The following is an 18230-nucleotide window of genomic DNA, read 5'->3' as shown; positions in this document are numbered from 1 at the left end:
CCCAGCTACGGAGAGCCCCATGGCGGACTATCCTTACTCCCCCGACAACCATGCCGTTTTTGACCTGGCCACCATTGCGGCTGCCGTCGACCCGCAGCGTCTAGCCAATGACCTGGCGACGCTTGCGATGATCGGTGCTCGCGACGATGGCGGTGTGGCGCGTTTAGCGCTGGATGACAATGACACAAGGGCACGTCTCTGGCTGGTTGAACAGGCCAGAGAGCTTGGGGCTAAAGCGAGCGTCGACGCTGTTGGTAACGTATTCCTCGATATACCCGGCAGCGACCCCAGGCTGGCGCCTGTCGTGACAGGCAGTCATCTGGACAGCCAACCGGCAGGCGGCAAGTACGATGGCGCATTGGGTGTTTTAGCCGGTCTTGAAGCACTTCGCGCGCTCAAAGCGGCTGGCTTTACCCCACGCCACCCTTTATCACTGGTGAGCTGGACCAACGAAGAAGGGGCGCGTTTCTCCCCAGGCACTTCAGGGTCGGCGGTTTTCTGCCATGTGCGAAGCCTTGAGGAAACCCGCCTGATTAAAGATAGCGAAGGCATAACGATGGGGCATGCCCTCGATACGTGTTTGGCCGAAATGGACGCTGCCGACGTGCCGCGTCGTCCGATGCCTACGCCCATGCACGCCTTTATCGAGTTGCACATTGAGCAAGGCCCCATCCTTGAGCAGGCGGGTGCCTCTGTGGGTGTCGTAGAAGGTATCCAGGGAGTGAGCTGGTTTGAAGTCACCGTCACGGGTAGCGCCAACCATGCGGGCACCACCCCGCGTGCCCATCGTCGCGATGCATTCGAGGGCGCCTGCGCAGTGGCAACCGCGCTACGGGAAGCGGCACGGGATAGCGAAGACCGCGTGCGCTTTACCATCGGCAAATTCGATGTCAGCCCTGGTTCGGTGAACACGATTCCCGACCGGGTCACCTTCAGTATCGATTTACGACACCCCGACGCAGCGACGCTGAAAGCAATGGAAACCACGTTCAATGACATCACGCGACAAACCTGGGCAGGTTGCCGGGTAACGCTTACCTCGTTATCGCGCATTGAGCCGGTGGCCTTTCCCGACACCCTGACGGCGCAGATTGATGCCGCCGCAGGTGAGCTAGGGATCACCGCGCCCCGCCTGGTATCGGGGGCCTTTCATGATGCTATTCACCTCGCCAACTACTGCCCAACCGCCATGCTGTTTGTGCCTTGTCACCATGGTCTCAGTCATCACCCGGATGAACATACCGAACTCGATGATGCGGTTGCAGGCACTCAACTGCTAGCCGCCAGCCTAGCGCGCTTAAGCCAATAAGGAGAGAAGCATGGCCAAAGGTACAGACGGTACTCGCCGAAATGCGGCCACCGGCGAACATTACCTACCCCGCCACGAACCCCGTTACCGAGAGATCGCAAGCTTTCTGCGGGCCCCGCTTGCCGATAGCTTGGAAGCGCTGGATATTGCCTTGGTGGGGATTCCGTTTGATGGCGGCGTCAGCAATCGCCCCGGCACCCGCCACGGACCGCGTGAAATTCGTAACCAGTCAAGCATGATGCGTAGCGCGCATCACATCACCGGACTGGATCCCTTTGCCCAGGCACGCATCGCTGACATCGGCGATGTGCGATTTTCCTCAATCTATGACCTTGAAAAAGTCTCTGATGATATTGCTACCTATTACGCCGCCATTCGAAAAGCAGGCGTTATCCCACTGAGCGCGGGTGGCGATCATTCCATCACGTTTCCCATTTTGCGCGGCTTAGCGGCAAACGGCCCCGTCGGCTTGATCCAGATCGACGCCCACACCGATACCTGGGACGAGTTTCAAGGCTCCAAATTTCACCATGGCGGCCCGTTTCGGCTCGCCTGTGAACAGGGCCTGATCGATCCCGAGCGCACCGTGCAGATAGGCATTCGTGGTGCCCAGAACACGACGCAAGGCTGGGACTATTCTCGCGAAACCGGCATGCGCGTCATGTTCATGGAAGAAGTGGATGCGCTGGGTATTGACGCGGTCATCGCGGAAGCCCGTCGCGTCGTCGGCGATGGACCTGTGTATTTATCGTTCGATATCGACAGCATCGACCCCGCGTTCGCCCCTGGCACAGGGACACCCGAGGTCGGCGGCCTTACCAGCCTGCAAGCACTTCAGCTCGTCCGTGGCTTCCGTGGTTTACCGCTCATAGGGGCTGATGTCGTCGAAGTATCACCCCCCTTTGACCCTAGCGGCAACACGGCATTGATGGGCGCCACCCTGATGTATGAGCTTCTTTGCTTGATGGCTGAAGGGGTTGATCACACAAGAACCTAAAGTCACTTCTGTCTTTTGCTGTGGACTGGCCGAGAAGCAGTCGTTGGCAATGGCGACAATCAAAGTGCCCGTCATCGTTTCAAGGCTTGCCAAGCAGGGCTAGAAGGTCGCTCGCGGGTCGTGTGTCGAGACTCATCACTACCTCGTGAATTCGTGTGGCTCGATCGCCCAGGACAGGCTTGGCCAGCGTTTGATATTTCTCAATCAACTCCGCGTCCGACAGCGGCTGATCCGGATTGCCCCGTGCCTCGAAGTTGGCGCTTTCGATGACCTCACCGTTGCTTAGATGCAATCGGGCACATGCCCAGCGCTCGGCAGGAAAGCGGGCGTTGAAGTTGTCATCCTCATGAATCTCTACTTGGCTGGCAAGCGCCTTGAGGTCGGGGGCGTCGAGCTCGTCGCAGACACCCGCAACATCCACGGTACCCCGCCCCAGTGCGCAGGCGACAGACCAGGGCAGGCTGTACTGGGCTTGCTCGGTGGTCGTCGGGTGCATCACGTGCAGGCGCTTGCCTTCGTGAAAGGTGATAATCTCGATACGCGTGATGGCGGCGGGATCGCGTTTCGCTGCAGGCAGCGACAACACGGCTTCCACGGCGGGCTGGGCCCAGCGGCAGACCGGGTAGGCTTTGAAGTACTGCTCGTGGAGATACCAGCGCTCGCCCAGGTCTTGCCAGACTACGGTGACGTCCGGCGCGGTCACTGTCACCGCCGGGGCTCCGGTGAAGCCGTCTTCGGCCAGCAGCGCCGCTGAGATCCCGGTCATTGCCCCCCAGCCAGAGCCGTCCTTGAGCATCGTGGGATGGTCGATGCAGCGCATCATCTGGCTACGCGGTCCGTAGAACTCCGCGATACCCAGTGCATGATGCATGGTCTCGATATCAACCCCGCGCAGGCGAGCGGCAACGGCAGCGACACCCAGTGCGTTCCAGGCGCCGGAGGTGTGGTAGTCCGGACTGGTGGCGTGCAGGGCGATCCCCGCGCGGGTAGCAATCTCGTAGCCGTAAGCGAGCAAGGCGAGGAAATCGTGTCCGGAAAGTCTGTTGACCTCGGGCAGCGCCAGTAGTCCGGGTAACAAGGCGACGCCGGCGTGTCCTTTGGTGAGTACTTGGCCGTCGTGTGCGTCGAGCGCGTCGATGAGCCAGGTCCCGTGTAGGGCGACGCCGGTTGGCGAGGCTTGGCCGTTGGCAAATAATAGCGGACGGTCGCCGCCGTGCTGGGTGGTGACGAAGCGTCTGGCTTTTTCGGCGAGGGACGTGCGGGTGGCCCCGGCGGCCACCCCCAGCAGGTCAAGCAGGCATCGCTTGGCCTGATGAATGTGGGCGTCGTCCAGAGCCGTTAGATCGACTCCGTGCATCCAGGAAAGGGAAGGGTGGTCGTGCATGTTAGTGTCCTTTGGTGCTGGGTTTTGACCCGGAATCGCTTGATAGATGAAAAAGCCCATTCCCTATCAATGTGCCAATACACATAGGATGAAGATTACGTAACATAATGTGTTCGCAGATAAGGACCCTAAAAACTCGTTACTACTTATAAAAAGTTTTAAGTAAATTCATTGGCATGGACGTCGCATTCGTGAACAAGTGTTTTACTAACGCGCTTAAAAAGTTCTGTATAAGGCACTTTTTATAAGTGTGTAGGTAAAGAGCTTAACACGCTCTTCAGAGATATCTCTGATTATGATATTCGGATATGTCATGCCATTTATTTGCGATGCTAATAGGCATTGGATAGGAAATGCATGGGTTTCACCGTATCCTCGTCGAAGCTTATCCAGTGTTTTCGTGTTTCTTGCGGGAGGCAACATATTGAGCATTTGCAGGACGAATTACCGGCTCGCCGCCGCCCAGATTCAATGCTCGCTGGCTGATGTCGCGCACAATATCGAGACCCACCGTCGTGTCATCGAGGAAGCCCGTCAGCGGGAGATCGATGTATTGGTTTTCCCGGAGCTTTCCCTGACGGGGTATGACCTGGGCACCCGTGTTCCCGAGGTTGCCATGCATCGTGATGATCCGCGTCTTGTCCAGCTGGCGGAATCCGTCGGCAACATGCTGACAGTGGTGGGTTTCGTCGAGTGCTGCGGTCGCGGTGAATATGCCAATTCCATGGCCTGCCTGTGTTCTGGGCAGGTCGTTGCCGTGCATCGCAAGGTCAATCTCTGTACCTACGGAGGACACGAGGAAGGCAAGCATTTCAGCAAGGGACAGTCGCTTACCGTCGCCGATGCCGACGGTCTCGCCTGCGGTGTGATGATCTGTGCCGATCTCTGGAATCCCGGCTTGGCCCACGCGGCCATGATGGAGCGTCCCGACGTCATGCTGGCCCCGGTCAACGCGGCGACGGGAATGGTCGATGGCGATTTCGATGACGAAGGCAATTGGCTGATCTGCCTGAAGTTCTACGCCATGATGTACGCCACGCCCATGGTCATGGCCCATCGCTACGGTGCAGAGGGCGATGCCTGGTTCTGGGGCGGTAGTTGCATCGTCGGCGTTGATGGCAAGGTGCTGGTGCGGGCCGAAGACGGCGAGACCCTCGTCAGCGCCGACATCGGCACCGACGCGATCGACGCCGCCCGTTTCGCGATGCCGACCCACCGGGACGCTGACACGCCGTTGGTGGCTTCGCTGATGGCACAGCGGCTGGAACGGGAGCGTCGCGGCTGAGGGCGCGACTTACACCCAGCGTCGGCGGCGGCGCGTTTTCCAGCGTCGGTCGATGAAGCGTTCGGTCTCATCAAAGGCCTGCAGACGTGCTTCCAGGTAGAACCAGTCGGCATCGCAGCTCAGTTCCGCCCAGGTTTCGGTGTGGACGTGCCAGCCGTCGCGTCTGAAGTCCTGTCGCCAGCTCTTGCTCATGGTCGCGGTGGCGGGTGCATCGGGGTGGATCGTGTAGCGCTCGTCCGCCGAGGCAATGTTGGTCAGGCCGTGGTCGTAGGCGATCTCTCCGAAGTCGTCGATGATGGCGTGCCGGGTCCAGCCGTCGGTCAAGGAGTGGGTGACGTCTCGGGACTGTTCGCCCGCGCGTACAACCTGATGTTGCAGGGGGCCGGAAAAGACTGCCGGTTCGAACTGTACCGGTGGCGTGTCGTGCGAGGCGCGCTGAGGTAGCGTGAGTTGAGAGTCCGCCTCATGCAGGGTCAGCGTCACCGGGTAAGGGCTTGGCCAGACCAACGGCCAGTAGGCAGTGGTCACCGAGACGCGAAGCCGGTGCCCGGCGGTGAAGCGGTAGCAGGTTTGATTCAGTGGAACTGTCACGTCGAACGGCGTATCGCATGGTACGTCGGAGGGTGTGACGTGACTGTCGCGGTGGCAGAGGTTGAGTACGCCGTAGGAGACGCGTTGCGACACGCCTTCGGGCGAGACGTCGCAAACGCGCACGATCAAATTGGCACGCGGCTGGTCGACGCTGACCCGCAGGGATAGCGTGGGGCGACCCAGAATTACCATGTCGGTATCCAGCGGATCGGTGTCGTAGGTCAGCGAATGGGCGTCGTCGACACGTTGATCGCCAGCGATCTCGGGGCCGCTGCTGTGGGGAATGTACTCACCGCATTGCAGGCCGTTGTCGGCGGGCGCACGCAGTTTGGCCATCTTGGGGCGAATAGCCCCGCTGTTCGTGTGTAGCGCGCCATTGCCGAGCGCCAGGGCTTGTGAAGTGACGTGCGGGCTTGGCCATTGTGTTTCGGCGAGCCATTCGCCGGGCACTTCGAGCCGTTGCGGATCGGCCTCGGAAAAGGACGGACAGAATACGCGATATAGCGGCTCTTCCATGATGCCGGTGTCACGCCCCTTCAGCCAGTGATCCCACCAGCGCAGCGTTTCCTGGAGAAAGCCGATGGTCGGCCCAGGCATCGCCAGGTGCGGATAGGCATGGGGCCAGGGGCCGACGATCCCACGCCTTGGGCAGGGCGCATGCTCGAGAATTTCGGCCACGAAGTTGACATAAGCGTCGGCCCATCCGGTGACGGCCAAGGTCGGTGTCGTCAATTGCGCATAATCCTCGCACACCGAGCCGTGGCGCCAGTAGGCATCGCGCGTCTGGTGATCGAACCAGTTCTCGGCAACGAAGGGTTGATGGGCGAGCCGGTGCTGCCAGAGTTCGCGCCAGTCGTCGCGTAAAGCGGGGTCTGGCGGCCGCGACATGAAGGATAGCGACGAGGCCGCCCAGCCGAAGTTCTCGTTAAGCACGCAGCCGCCCTTGTAGTGCACGTCATCGTGATAGCGGTCGACGGTGGCACCAACGGCGATGATGGCGCCGAGCGCTGGCGGCTGGCGCGAGGCCACTTGCAATGAGTTGAAGCCGCCCCAGGAAATGCCCATCATGCCGACGCGGCCACTGCACCATGGCTGTTCGGCTATCCAGGCGATCGCGGCGACGATATCGTCCTGCTCGCTCGTCAGGTATTCGTCTTCCAGCACGCCGTCGGATTCGCCGCTGCCGCGCAAGTCGATACGCAGCGCTGCATAGCCGTGTCCAGCAAAGTAGGGATGCATGCGTTCGTCGTCGGCACTGGTGGCGTCTCGTTTGCGGTAGGGGATGCACTCGATGATCGCGGGCACGGGATGGGACTCGGCGTCTGTCGGCCTCCACATCCTTGCTGCGAGGTGGCTACCATCGGGCAGCGGGATGAAAATTGCTGGTTCCTCTACGACCGGATGCGGGAAGTCACGCACTTCCCGGGAATCGGGTTGGCTTCCACTTGGAAACATGGGGCGTCCTGTCACTTGGGGCGATGCAAGCATCGCCCCCGGAAAAGAAGATGGGATCGGAGCAGGGGGTTAGAGCAGGTCGTTTTCGGTCAGGAAGTCTTCCGCGACCCTTTCAATGCTCTGATCATCGACGTCGACTCGGCGGTTGAGATCGATTAGCGTCGGATCGTTCAACGCAGCGGACATATCGTTGAGCAGGGGGCGAAGTTCAGGGTGGGCGTCGAGGGTTTCTTCGCGAACCACCGGTGCCAGCTGGTAGGCCGGGAAGAACTGCTGGTCGTCGTCGAGCACCTCGAAGTTGAAGGCGCCATTGCGGCCATCGGTAGCGAATACCAGCGCCACATCGACTTCGCCCTCACGCAACGCATTGTAAGTAAGCCCCGAATCCATGCGCTTGACGCTCGAGCGGGGAAACTCGAATCCATAAGCTTCCTGGAGTGGCCGCAGACCATCTTCGCGGGCATAGAACTCGGCATTAGAGGCAAGCGTCAGCTCGGCACCATCGTTCATCGCCGCGGCTAGATCAGAAAGGGTATGGATGTCGAGTTTTTCGGCCTCGGCCTCGCGCATGGCGAGGGCATAGGTGTTGTTTGTGTCCGAGGGGTTCAGCCAGACCAAGCCTTTCTCGGCGTCCAGACGCTTGGCAGTGGCGTAGGTCTCGGCGGCATTATCGGGTTGTGGCTGGTCATTGAAGAGGATGACTGAGTTACCGGTGTATTCCCAATAGAGGTCCACTTGGCCGTTTTCCTGCGCTTGGCGCAAAACGGAGGTGCCCAACCCCTCGCGCTTGTCGACGTCATAGCCTTTGGCTTGCAGCAACTGGAAGGTGGCGGAGGTGAGAATCAAATGCTCCGTGTAGTTGAGACCGCCGACCACGATAGGGTCATCTTGTGCGTGTGCCGTCATGGTGGTGGCGGAAAGGCCCAGTCCCAGGGTGGTCAGGAGTGTCATGATGAGATGTTTCATAGCAGCGCCATACCTCTATTTTTTTATGAAATACAACTTTCGTGGTAATTCAAAGTAGCACGCTTAGCGCTGTCGATTGATGAATATACGTTATACCCACAATATCGGATTCTAAACGATAGCTGGGGAACCGGCGCTGAAAGAAAAGCGGCGAGCTGGCATTGTCGTGAGAAGTCGCTATTCAGCCGTCCAGCCGCCATCCACCAGTACGCTGCTTCCGTTCATCATGGCTGCCGCATCAGAAGCCAAGAAAACGGCTACCCCGACAATGTCACCTACTTCAGCCAGTCGTCCAAGTGGAATCTTTGCCAGAACACGGCTGAGAAATTCGCGATCCTCGAACATCGGTTTGGTCATGGGAGTGTCGACGAATGTGGGGCAGATCGTATTGGTGCGTATGCCATAGGGTGCGAGTTCGACAGCCAATGCTTTGGTCAACCCTTCCAGTGCCCACTTCGAAGTACAGTAAAGCGTTCGGTTAGGCGCCCCTACATGACCCATCTGGGACGACATGTTGATGACAACCCCCTGCTTTCCTTCTTGGCGCATTCGGTTGGTTACCACCTGAGTGGCGAAATAAACCGCCCGGACATTGAGGTCCATCACCGTGTCGTAATCGGCAGTGGTAATGTCCGGCAGGGGTTTAGGCCGATTGGTACCTGCATTATTGACCAGTATGTCGTAGCTGGAACGACGATCAAGTGCCTGTGCAAGTGCTCCCACGTCGCTGACATCAGCAACTAACGTGTCGGCTGCGTATCCCGCTTGGCATAGTTTCTCCGCCGTTTCTTCTATCTCGGTAGCGGTACGTGCACACAGTGTTACCGCGGCGCCCGACGCTGCGTAAGCTTGTGCAATGGCATTCCCTATGCCACGGCCCGCCCCGGTCACCAGGGCACGCCGCCCGTCCAGGCGGAAGCTGGGTGCCCAACCGTTCAACTCGTTACCCGTAGTCATTCTTGAGCCTCTTGATGCTGCTTATGGGCGGCTAACGCCATCATTCGCCTGTCGCGCCAATTGCTCCGTTCCACGAGTTTCGACGCTGCCAAACGTTGACGACGCTCATGCTCTACCTTGCTAATCAGCTCATCACTCCAGGGCTGTGGATTGGTCCGCTCCTTGTCGATGGATAGGTAGAGATCACCCAGCCGTTGGGCATAGTCGCTAATGCCACCGGGTGCATTAAGATCAATCGTTTCGAAAGGGCCCATGAACGACCAGCGCAACCCTAGCCCCTTCGAAATGGTTGCATCGATGTCTTCAAGGGAGCAGTAACCTTCGTCGTATAGAGCCCATGCTTCACGTAGGAGGACGCCCTGCAAGCGGTTTAGTACGAACCCTTCCAGCTCACGATTCACACGGATCGGATGTTGCCCCACGCGGTTCATGAGCTGATGAACGGCATCCACCGTATCAGTGCTTGTCCAACTGGCAGGCACCAACTCAACAATGGGAGCGAGGTAAGGGGGGTTGACTGGGTGGGCAATCAGGCAACGAGAGCGGAATGAGATATCTTGGGTGAATGCTGAAGCAGGGATGCCCGACGATGAAGAGCCCACTATAGTATGCGGAGCAAGGCAGCTTTCCATCGCTTTATAGAGGTTCTGTTTGACGTCAACACGCTCAAGTACGGACTCTTGTACGTAACCAACGCCTTGTAACGCTTCTGCAAGCTCCTCGTGGCAACTACAGCGCGCAAGGACTTCCTCTGGAGACTCTTGGATCAGGCCATATTCAGCAAGATCCCTGAGTGACTGCTGCATCCGGTTTGGTGCATCCTTCAGTTGCTCAGGGCTCTTGTCATGAAGACGCACGGGCAAGCCTGCCCGCGCGAATACAATCGCCCACCCCAGGCCCACTAGACCAGTGCCTACTATGGCAATGGTCATATTCCCGGTTTGAGTATGTTGGCTCATGACACCACCGAAGACATATTGTCGGCCAGACAAATCTCGCTGATGCGCAGATTTTCTTTCGTGATACGTGAGGGGAAACGGTCAGCAAGGCCCTCTTCGTGAATTGGAATGACACGTGTGTCATCGTAATCTGCTTGTTTCATCATTTCTTCGGTAGCCAATAACAGGTTCATTTGACTGCCGGTCGCCAGGCCTACAGGCGTATACATGGTATCCACCCCGACCACAGAGCCATCGTTTTTAATATTACTGAATTGGTAGACAAGGTCTCCGGCTAATACCCATGTGTCCTCAGAGTCTGGCTTGCCGTCATTGCGTACCGTGACCCACATGGAACCAAAAGTGTGACTGTCCTTGGCCAAATGAAGGTCGATGCCGGGGAGAACATCTTCGACTGACCCCTCAACCGTACGTAGTTTTCCTTGGGCAGCAAGGTTAACCCCACGCAGAATATCGCTGGGATCTACAGCGATCAGCAGCCAGCGAAGGCGATCTGGCAAGGATAACGCCCATACCCACTTCTCTATTTCTTCTCGCTGGATATAGAAGGTGGCATTTGGGAAATCCTCGACACTTCCAAAATGGTCAAAGTGAGCATGCGTGATAAAGACGGTATCGACATCCTCGGGTGTAAGCCCCATTTCTGATAAAACCACTTTTGGTGAGCGCCAGTTTTCGACACCAAACTTCTCTGCAAGGTGTTGACCATAGTCTTTATGGTTATAACCCACATCGACAAGCGCTACGTGATCATTGCTGCGTATCAGCACGTAGCAATAAGGTAGTTTTACATAGCCTTCGTTATGTGCGCCGTAGAGCACGCCACTTTTGTGGTAATTGGCAACGTAGCTATACTCCAGGACGTGAATTGAATAATTTGCCATGTTGTTCTCCTTATAGAGTTTTGGCAGGGCTAAGCACCCTTTGATACGCCACAGCTACAGCAGGCGTGGCTAAAATCAACCGGACTAAGGTTTGCACCAGGTTCTGATGTGGCGATAAAGCACTGTTGTGATTTGTTTAATTGACGCATTACATGACGTGTGTCTATGTCGTCGAATATATTGCTTTGATGAGTTCCGATGCTGTCGATACTCTTGCTGACTTGCTGGAGGTGTTGGCACATTTCTGAAAGTGCCCCATGATGACGCACTGCTTTATAAGGAACCCGAATAGCACGTAGTTGCTCGGCGCAGTCGTCAAGCTGCTTCTTCGCCAAATTGAACATGCTATGATCCAACGGCAACTCTCGCTGCTGGCTCGACAAGTACAATAAAAAGATTCCTGATAGTTGCGCCATAACGCGCCCTAGCGAGTCATAGACAGGTCTTATGCCAGTGAGGTATTGCGCTGTTTCGGGGGAATAACCTGGCGGCGGTACCGCATTTAAAGAGTCGGTACTATCCTGGATTTCCCAGATATCACACTGCGCTGCATGTATATTGGTATTATTCATTAACCCTCCCATCGACTAGATTTGCCGAGCCACGAATAATCAGTTCTCCCGGCATAAAGTATTGCTTTGGAATCGCAGAGCGGTTTTGTTGAAAACGCAGTATTTCGGTTATGACACAATCGATCATGTCGTCCATCGGCTGACGAACGGTGGTTAAGTCGTGCGAAGGCCATGACGCTAACGCAATGTCATCAAATCCTACGATCGCAATGTCCTCTGGGACCCTGAGTCCCAGCTCACGCCTGATACAATCACTGGCCCCGACAGCAATGATGTCGTTGGCACAGAAAACTGCGTCAATGCGTTGATCCCTGGCATAAAGCTGCCGCATCCCGGCGTAGCCGTTTTCATAGGAGAAGTTACCCCCGGAATAGATAACGGGGTCAGGTAGGCCAGAGGCAGCGATACCCTCCAGATAACCTGCTAGGCGGTCCACATTCGTGCTTGCCGTTGCCAGCCCTTCGATGAAAGCCAGATGCCGGTAACCGGACTGGGCAAGACGCTCTGCAACCAGCCTGCCACCGGCGGTGTTGTCACAGCAGATAGCACTTGCGCTGGCACCTGCAACATAACGATTGAAGAGGATGACCGGTGTATTGCTGTCATTAAATTCTTGTAGGTAATCTGCTTTCATAGTGGCCGCAAGCAGGATTGCTACATCCGGGTTGATTTCCTGTAATGCAGGCACCGAGTCTTCTACTCCATCGTCTGAAGTGAAAATCATTGTATGCAGTTTCATCTTTTGCAAACGACGTGAAAGCTTAACGAGCACTTCAGGGTAGAAAGGGTTGGTAATATTGTTTACGAACAGAGCCACAACACCACTGCGCTGACGAATTAATCCTCGAGCAAAGAAATTGGGTCGATAGCCCATTTCCTTTGCCTTCATCATGACGCGCTCTCTGGTCTCCTTCGCGATTACAGGGTCATTGGCCAGTGCGCGGGAAACGGTAGAGACGGAGACGCCTGCCTCAACTGCGATATCTTTAACTGTAATACGACTGATATCGGATTGCTTAATGCTCTTTTGTTCGGCGTCTACCATGTCTCGTTTCCTTGGTTTATGTTGATGTTACTTGTGTACAACGGGGGCAGGGGTGCCATAAGGCACGTCAACGCCACCATAACGGCGTACACGAATATTGCACTGTTCTGCATGGCCCACAAAACCTTCCAGCATACAGAGCCGGGAGCCGTATTCACCCACCATAGTGGCTGCTTCATCGGTGAGAATCTTTTGGTAACTATGCGTCTTTAGGAATTTGCCGACCCAGAGTCCTCCCGTGTAGCGTCCTGCTTTCTTTGTTGGCAGGGTATGATTGGTACCGATAACCTTGTCACCATTGGCGACGTTGGTGCGAGCGCCAAGAAACAGAGCGCCATAAGCGGTCATGTTCTCCAGGAACCAGTCATCTCTATCCGTCATGACTTGAACGTGTTCACTTGCTATATCGTTGGCGACTTCAAGCATTTCTTCGTAGGTGTCACAAAGGACGACCGCCCCGTAATCTTCCCAGCTTTTTGCTGCTGTTTCAGCGGTTGGCAATATGCTTAGAATCCGTTCGACTTCAAGCAACGTCGCCTCGGCCAATTGACGGGAGTTGGTTACAAGAACGGCTGGGCTGTTATACCCATGCTCTGCTTGCCCAAGGAGGTCAGTAGCGCAAAGTTCGGCATCTACGGTTTCATCGGCGATCACCATGGTTTCAGTTGGCCCGGCAAACAGGTCAATTCCCACACGGCCGAATAGTTGGCGCTTTGCTTCGGCCACGAAGGCATTACCTGGCCCTACCAACATGTGTACCGGGGACAATGTTTCAGTACCCAAAGCCATGGCACCGACTGCTTGGATACCACCGAGTACATAAATCTCGTGTGCACCCCCAAAATGCATAGCGGCTATGACGGCAGCATTAGGGCGGCCTTTAAAAGGGGGCGTACAGGCGACTATGCGGGGGACCCCGGCGACAGATGCTGTGGCCACAGACATATGCGCACTGGCCACCATGGGGAATTTGCCTCCAGGTACGTAACAACCTACAGACTGAACCGGAATATTTTTGTGACCAAGAATAACGCCTGGTAAAGGCTCAACTTCGAGATCGAGCATCGTATCCCGTTGTGCTTGGGCAAACTGCTTGACTTGCGCCTGGGCAAACTTGATGTCAGACAGTTCCTGGGGTGATAATTCATCAATCAAGTTATTAATTTCATCTTGGGTTAGTTTGAAACTGGGTGGCGTGTAGTTATCGAATTTTTCTGATAACTCACGCACTGCTTCGTCTCCACGCGCTTCAATTTCACTTAGTGTCGACTCGACAATTGTGCGGATCTTTGTATCATCATCATTAATTTCAGATTCCGCTTTACCGTGCTTTAAGTATTCGATAGGCATATTGTTTATCTCTCAAAAAGGTTAAATGTGTCTATCAGCTTTAATTCGATTACAAGCCATTGCCACCTAAGCGACAATGGCTTCTATCCTTAAGGTGAAACAGTGGGTTCCACAGTGGTTAATTCATAAAGGTTTTCAGGAGCATCGCAGTTTCGGCAGTTGATGCCGGGTTCATTGGGTGCGTTTTCAATCACATCCGCTGGTAGCGGCTGGATGGTCGCGCCAGGAGTGGGGGTGCCCTCCAGTGCTGACGCCAATGACAGTTCAGGAAGCAGTTCAGGATTGAAAACTTCGGTCACGAAAGAGCTCGGGACTTTGTCTCCAGGGAAAGTGTTACAGCCGTCCTCGAAGGTATCCCCTTCACAAAGCTTGACGTCATCAGCGGTAACCCAGGGGAGTGGGTATTGTATATTCCGCTGATCTTCCGGAAGCTCATCACGCTCGCCTTCCAGCATCTCCATCATCAACTTAAAAGCAAGGCCGGATTGGGCAGGAGGGGAACCGGCAGATACGCCGGAGAGGCCTTTGGCCTGGTATTCTTCATTGGCCAGCGCCAGGCGGAAGCCGTTAGAGTTTTCGCCCGTCATGGGGACCAGGCGGTTTTCGTCTGCCTGTAGAAGTGCCTGGATGGCCCCATATTCGCCTGCCTGTGCCCATATGCCGTCAACATCTGGGTGCGCTGCAAGTGCTTTGGAGGTTTCTTGCTGCGTAGTTCGGTCATCCCAATTACTGTAGTACTCGGCAGCGATCTCAATCCCGGGGTATTGATTAAAGATATGCATGGCCCCATTGGTATGGCGCTCATCGACCGAGTTGCCCGGAACCCCTCGTGATAGGAAAATCTTTCCTTCACCCCCCAGTTCGTTGACCAATGCCTGAGCCGTATTCTCGCCAAATCCGGAGGTGATATAGCTGACGTTATAGGCGCACTGTTCAGTGACCGTGGCGTCATACATAAAGAACAGCACGCCTTGTTCACAGCCATGCCTAACTGTTCTATTCAGTGCGTTGGAGGATATGGGAAAGCTGACGATGCCGTCTGCCCCGTTGGCGATCATGCTCTCGTAGTCGGAGATCTGCGATTGTGGATCTGTGCCAGAAATGACCTCAACGAGTTCCACGGTATCGTTGTAAGGTGGGGTCTTGGCGAGTGCCTTGACAATATTAGCCGCTTCACTTTGCCAGGAGTTACCTGAGTAGCTGAGGGAAAGGTAAATCAACCATTTCCCATCTTCGGTCTTGGCTTCAGCGGGCTGCATTCCTGCGGCTAGCATGGAAACGCCTAGAGCAGTAGCTAGCGTGATGTGCTTTTTCTTTGTAATTAATGACATGTTGACCCCCGGGTCAGTTGTCTTGAGATTATAGCTAGAGCTTTGTATTGAATTTAAAACGTTTGCATTTTTTATGATCTTTTTTTAAGTCTATAAAACCTCCTGCCTCAGGGCATCAATTGGTTTTTTTAAGCATCGACTGAAGTCCAGTAAATATTTGCTCACGCAACATTATTAACGCGACTAAAATGACGATGCCTTCGAGAATTGTTTTCCATCCTTGACCAACTCCCAATGCACTAAGCATTGAGCTCAATGTGGTAAGCAATAACGCTCCACCGACTGTCCCGAGAAAGCTGCCACGGCCACCGAGTATGGAAGATCCGCCCACAACAACGGCAGCAATGGAAGGCAGTAAATAATCATCACCCATTCTCAGGGTTGCTCCGTTGGCATATGCGGCGAGAAGCACTCCGGCTAGCGCACTGCAGGCCGCTGAGATGGCATACGCAGAGATGGTCATTCTTTTTACCGCAATGCCTGCGATATTAGCTGCCTCAGGATTATTGCCCACGGCATTCAATTTTCGGCCGAACGCAGAATAGGACTGTAGGATGGTGAAAATAATAATAAATGCCAGCATGAGTAGTATCGGTAACGCCACACCGAGTACTTTATTTTGCATGAAAGCATTTAGCATGGGCGCCGGAAACCCTCGCGGAGTACCTTCGGTGAATCCCAGGCACACGCTATATACAATCAATCCCATCGCCATTGTCATGATAAAAGGAGGAATGGATAAGTGCGTTACCCCAAGCCCGCTAATCACACCCACCATGGCACTGATGAGCAGAATTCCAGGGATTATAAAGTAGAGACCCTCATTAGTTCCCTGCATAAATGTGGTTGACAGTACTCCACCTAGAGTAATCATCGATGCGACAGAAAGGTCCAAACCACGAACCAATATCACCAGCCCCTGGCCAAAGGCACATATGACCAGAAAGCTGCTCAGGTACAGGACGGTCATCAGCTGGGATATGCCACCGAGCGATGGGCTAACGAGGCGCGAACCAAAGATCATGAGTACAACCAAGCCGTATATAGTCAGTACCGCAATGGTTGTGCTACTGAGCCGTTGGGCCTGCCGCGTGTCCTGTTTGTCGGTTACGCCATAGGAAGGGTTCATGTGATATTCCTCTTGTCGACGACGAACTGAACAGCACCTGAGAATAGAACTGCCAAGATCATGATCAGGCCTTGAACCATTCCGGTGTAAAAAGAGGAAACGCCAACAGAGAAAAGAAACTTCTGCATCAACACGAGGGTCGCAGCGCCCAAGAGCGAGGCCGTGACGCCACCTCGCCCCCCGCCAAAGGCTGTTCCCCCTAAAGCCACGGCTGCAAAAGTAAGCAATAGGAAGGGCTCTCCAGCCGAAGGGCTGCCCGTTGACGTCTGGGCCGCTAGAAAGTAGGCCGCTAATGCATAAAAAGCACCTGCCCATAAAAAAGAAAAGAACTTCGTTCTCGCTACATCAATACCCGAAAGCTCAGACGCTTTGGCGTCTTGACCAATAGCCAGCAGGTTACGACCTGCATTAGTTCTGCGGAACACAAACCACAGCATTGCCACCAGAAAAGCAATGATGATGGAGACGGGCACTTCAAAGACACTGCCGGTAAGTTCATAGGCCATGAAGTCTGATACATAGCCACCTGGCGCCCTAAGAATTAGCAGCGCTATACCCTGACAAATGATCATGGTCGCCAGAGTTGCCGCAATAGCCTGGATCTTCAAATAAGCCACGACAAAGCCGTTGATGGCCCCCACTAATATGCCAACCGTCAGCGCGATCGCCAAAATGCCGACAGCGCCGAGAGCACCATCGAACTGCAACACCGCTACAATAGAATTCACCAGCGAAATAGTACCGGCCACAGAAAGGTCGAACCCTCCCTGCAATATGACAAAGGTGGCGCCTGCAGCCGCTAACATCAATGGTAAGGAGTTGTTGAACAACCCTTGAATTGAATAAGCTGAAAGGGCAGAAGGCTGTACGGCAGCGTATATGGCGAAAATAATTAAATAAATCACCATGATCATTAGGCCGCTATCGGCAATTTTCTTAATGGTCATGCTGTCGCCCCTGTGTTTTTTGGCATTGTTTGAAGGTTCACACAGCCTCCTGAATGCTGTCCTTCCTGGCAATTACTGGGCCGTGTGCAGAAGCCAGTAACCGTTCCTCGGAAATTTCATTTGCTGCAACGTCATCTGTGATGAGGCCGTCATAAACAACCAGGCAACGTGAACTGAGCTGCACCAATTCGGAGAGCTCGGAAGAATAGAAAATAATAGCTCCCCCTTGATCCACGAAATGGCGCATCATTGCGTAGATGGACTGCTTGGTGCCGACATCCACTCCTCTGGTTGGATCAAATAACACCAGAATTTTAGCGCCTGTCATCAGGGCTCGAGCCAATAATACCTTCTGTTGATTGCCCCCAGAGAGGTTGCCAACTTCGAAATCGAGATAGCGTGTTGAAAGGCTTACCTGGCTTGCAGCCTCCGCAGCCAGATGGTGTTCGAGACGGCCATTGACGATTTTCGCCCAACCTGTTGTGGCAAAATTGGGTATGGAAATATTCGCCGCTGCACTTAAGCTGGGAAATATGCCTTCGGTCTTCCGTTCTTCGGGCACGAAAGCGATTCCAGGATTAATCCGGAGTGCTTGTCGAGGTGTGTTTAGTGAAGTGATCTTACCACCGACCCTTATTTCTCCTGATTTCGGTTTATGTAATCCGCCAAATATACGGAAGAGTTCCTGCTGGCCCTGACCTTCCAACCCGGCAACACCAAGTATCTCCCCAGCATGAAGTTTAAGGTTGATTCCTTTCAGCATTTTCGATGCTAGTCGATCTGTTTCGAGCAATACCTCTCCGTTAGTAGCGTTCTCCCGAGCAACATTGTTCTTGTGGCTCGATTCATGTCCTACCATCATTGAAAAAATGTCTTCGTCATCGACACCTTCCAGATCAACTGTTCCCATCGTCGCGCCATTGCGCAGGATAGTCGCTCTTTGACATATTTCTCTTACTTCATTGAGACGGTGGGAAATGTACAGAACACTCACGCCTTGCGACGTGACTCGGTAATCCCCCCGAAAAACCAGAGTGTTCAAAAGTAGAATTTTCCGTAAGCTAAGCGC

16 protein-coding genes are annotated in these 18230 nt (G+C 54.7%); 3 read left to right on the top strand and 13 right to left on the bottom strand.

Going from position 1 to position 18230, the window contains the following annotated elements:
- The first annotated feature begins 19 nt into the window (after nt 1–19).
- Together ADS46_RS02470 and speB are read left to right on the top strand one after the other, a co-directional pair.
- Nucleotides 20–1309, top strand: a complete 1290-nt coding sequence (locus ADS46_RS02470; RefSeq protein WP_066315882.1) for a M20 family metallo-hydrolase — start codon at nt 20–22, stop codon at nt 1307–1309.
- 10 nt (nt 1310–1319) lie between these two features.
- Nucleotides 1320–2306, top strand: a complete 987-nt coding sequence (gene speB, locus ADS46_RS02465; RefSeq protein ID WP_082925941.1) for an agmatinase — start codon at nt 1320–1322, stop codon at nt 2304–2306.
- 79 nt (nt 2307–2385) lie between these two features.
- On the opposite strand, the gene ADS46_RS02460 is transcribed toward speB, so the two are convergent.
- On the bottom strand, nt 2386–3690 hold the full coding sequence (locus ADS46_RS02460; protein WP_066315879.1) for an MmgE/PrpD family protein: 1305 nt from the start codon (nt 3688–3690) through the stop codon (nt 2386–2388).
- Nucleotides 3691–4114: 424 nt separating this feature from the next.
- On the opposite strand from ADS46_RS02460, the gene ADS46_RS02455 reads away from it, so the two are divergent.
- Nucleotides 4115–4975, top strand: coding sequence for a nitrilase-related carbon-nitrogen hydrolase (locus ADS46_RS02455; protein WP_066315877.1), 861 nt, complete (start codon nt 4115–4117; stop codon nt 4973–4975).
- A 9-nt stretch (nt 4976–4984) separates the two neighbouring features.
- Here ADS46_RS02455 and ADS46_RS02450 read toward each other — a convergent pair whose 3' ends face one another.
- From ADS46_RS02450 to ADS46_RS02400, 12 genes are all read right to left on the bottom strand, one after another.
- Entirely contained in the window at nt 4985–7021 is a 2037-nt protein-coding gene (locus tag ADS46_RS02450; RefSeq protein WP_066315875.1) for a CocE/NonD family hydrolase, read from the bottom strand.
- A gap of 69 nt (nt 7022–7090) precedes the next feature.
- Entirely contained in the window at nt 7091–7987 is an 897-nt protein-coding gene (locus ADS46_RS02445) for a glycine betaine ABC transporter substrate-binding protein (RefSeq protein ID WP_066315873.1), read from the bottom strand.
- A 177-nt stretch (nt 7988–8164) separates the two neighbouring features.
- The gene (locus ADS46_RS02440) at nt 8165–8944 is read right to left on the bottom strand and encodes an SDR family NAD(P)-dependent oxidoreductase (RefSeq protein ID WP_066315871.1); all 780 of its coding nucleotides are present in this window, start codon (nt 8942–8944) and stop codon (nt 8165–8167) included.
- Complete coding sequence (locus tag ADS46_RS02435; protein WP_234346749.1) at nt 8941–9903, bottom strand: 3-hydroxyacyl-CoA dehydrogenase; 963 nt, start codon at nt 9901–9903, stop codon at nt 8941–8943. The genes ADS46_RS02440 and ADS46_RS02435 overlap by 4 nt, the downstream gene beginning before the upstream one ends.
- Nucleotides 9900–10787 carry an N-acyl homoserine lactonase family protein gene (locus ADS46_RS02430; RefSeq protein ID WP_066315868.1) on the bottom strand — a complete coding sequence of 296 codons (888 nt, stop codon included), beginning with the start codon at nt 10785–10787 and terminating at the stop codon, nt 9900–9902. Before ADS46_RS02430 ends, ADS46_RS02435 begins: the two co-directional genes overlap by 4 nt.
- 29 nt (nt 10788–10816) lie before the next feature.
- Nucleotides 10817–11359, bottom strand: a complete 543-nt coding sequence (locus ADS46_RS18680; protein ID WP_156524457.1) for a hypothetical protein — start codon at nt 11357–11359, stop codon at nt 10817–10819.
- Nucleotides 11352–12404, bottom strand: coding sequence for a LacI family DNA-binding transcriptional regulator (locus ADS46_RS02425; protein WP_082925940.1), 1053 nt, complete (start codon nt 12402–12404; stop codon nt 11352–11354). The genes ADS46_RS18680 and ADS46_RS02425 overlap by 8 nt, the downstream gene beginning before the upstream one ends.
- A 27-nt stretch (nt 12405–12431) precedes the next feature.
- Nucleotides 12432–13754 (bottom strand): histidinol dehydrogenase, encoded by a 1323-nt coding sequence (hisD, locus tag ADS46_RS02420; protein ID WP_066315866.1) that lies wholly within the window; start codon nt 13752–13754, stop codon nt 12432–12434.
- 89 nt (nt 13755–13843) lie between these two features.
- A complete protein-coding gene (locus tag ADS46_RS02415) occupies nt 13844–15085 on the bottom strand; it encodes a sugar ABC transporter substrate-binding protein (RefSeq protein WP_066315864.1) in 1242 nt (413 codons plus the stop codon).
- A gap of 115 nt (nt 15086–15200) precedes the next feature.
- On the bottom strand, nt 15201–16214 hold the full coding sequence (locus ADS46_RS02410) for an ABC transporter permease (protein WP_066315862.1): 1014 nt from the start codon (nt 16212–16214) through the stop codon (nt 15201–15203).
- Entirely contained in the window at nt 16211–17161 is a 951-nt protein-coding gene (locus ADS46_RS02405; protein ID WP_066315850.1) for an ABC transporter permease, read from the bottom strand. The genes ADS46_RS02410 and ADS46_RS02405 overlap by 4 nt, the downstream gene beginning before the upstream one ends.
- A 37-nt stretch (nt 17162–17198) precedes the next feature.
- Nucleotides 17199–18230, bottom strand: a 1032-nt coding sequence (locus ADS46_RS02400) for an ATP-binding cassette domain-containing protein (protein ID WP_234346748.1), incomplete at its 5' end; no start/stop codon positions are given.

The organism is Halomonas sp. G11 (assembly GCF_001663515.1).
Classification (GTDB): Bacteria; Pseudomonadota; Gammaproteobacteria; order Pseudomonadales; family Halomonadaceae; genus Vreelandella.
This window is presented reverse-complemented; position numbering and strand designations above follow the sequence as displayed.

What these genes read in the sequence shown, in the direction of transcription:
- ADS46_RS02430 (WP_066315868.1), bottom strand. Translation starts at nt 10,787, where the DNA reads ATGGCAAATTATTCAATTCACGTCCTGGAGTATAGCTACGTTGCCAAT.
- ADS46_RS02460 (WP_066315879.1), bottom strand. Translation starts at nt 3,690, where the DNA reads ATGCACGACCACCCTTCCCTTTCCTGGATGCACGGAGTCGATCTAACG.
- ADS46_RS18680 (WP_156524457.1), bottom strand. Translation starts at nt 11,359, where the DNA reads ATGAATAATACCAATATACATGCAGCGCAGTGTGATATCTGGGAAATC.
- ADS46_RS02425 (WP_082925940.1), bottom strand. Translation starts at nt 12,404, where the DNA reads ATGGTAGACGCCGAACAAAAGAGCATTAAGCAATCCGATATCAGTCGT.
- ADS46_RS02470 (WP_066315882.1), top strand. Translation starts at nt 20, where the DNA reads ATGGCGGACTATCCTTACTCCCCCGACAACCATGCCGTTTTTGACCTG.
- ADS46_RS02445 (WP_066315873.1), bottom strand. Translation starts at nt 7,987, where the DNA reads ATGAAACATCTCATCATGACACTCCTGACCACCCTGGGACTGGGCCTT.
- ADS46_RS02405 (WP_066315850.1), bottom strand. Translation starts at nt 17,161, where the DNA reads ATGACCATTAAGAAAATTGCCGATAGCGGCCTAATGATCATGGTGATT.
- hisD (WP_066315866.1), bottom strand. Translation starts at nt 13,754, where the DNA reads ATGCCTATCGAATACTTAAAGCACGGTAAAGCGGAATCTGAAATTAAT.
- ADS46_RS02435 (WP_234346749.1), bottom strand. Translation starts at nt 9,903, where the DNA reads ATGAGCCAACATACTCAAACCGGGAATATGACCATTGCCATAGTAGGC.
- speB (WP_082925941.1), top strand. Translation starts at nt 1,320, where the DNA reads ATGGCCAAAGGTACAGACGGTACTCGCCGAAATGCGGCCACCGGCGAA.
- ADS46_RS02450 (WP_066315875.1), bottom strand. Translation starts at nt 7,021, where the DNA reads ATGTTTCCAAGTGGAAGCCAACCCGATTCCCGGGAAGTGCGTGACTTC.
- ADS46_RS02440 (WP_066315871.1), bottom strand. Translation starts at nt 8,944, where the DNA reads ATGACTACGGGTAACGAGTTGAACGGTTGGGCACCCAGCTTCCGCCTG.
- ADS46_RS02410 (WP_066315862.1), bottom strand. Translation starts at nt 16,214, where the DNA reads ATGAACCCTTCCTATGGCGTAACCGACAAACAGGACACGCGGCAGGCC.
- ADS46_RS02415 (WP_066315864.1), bottom strand. Translation starts at nt 15,085, where the DNA reads ATGTCATTAATTACAAAGAAAAAGCACATCACGCTAGCTACTGCTCTA.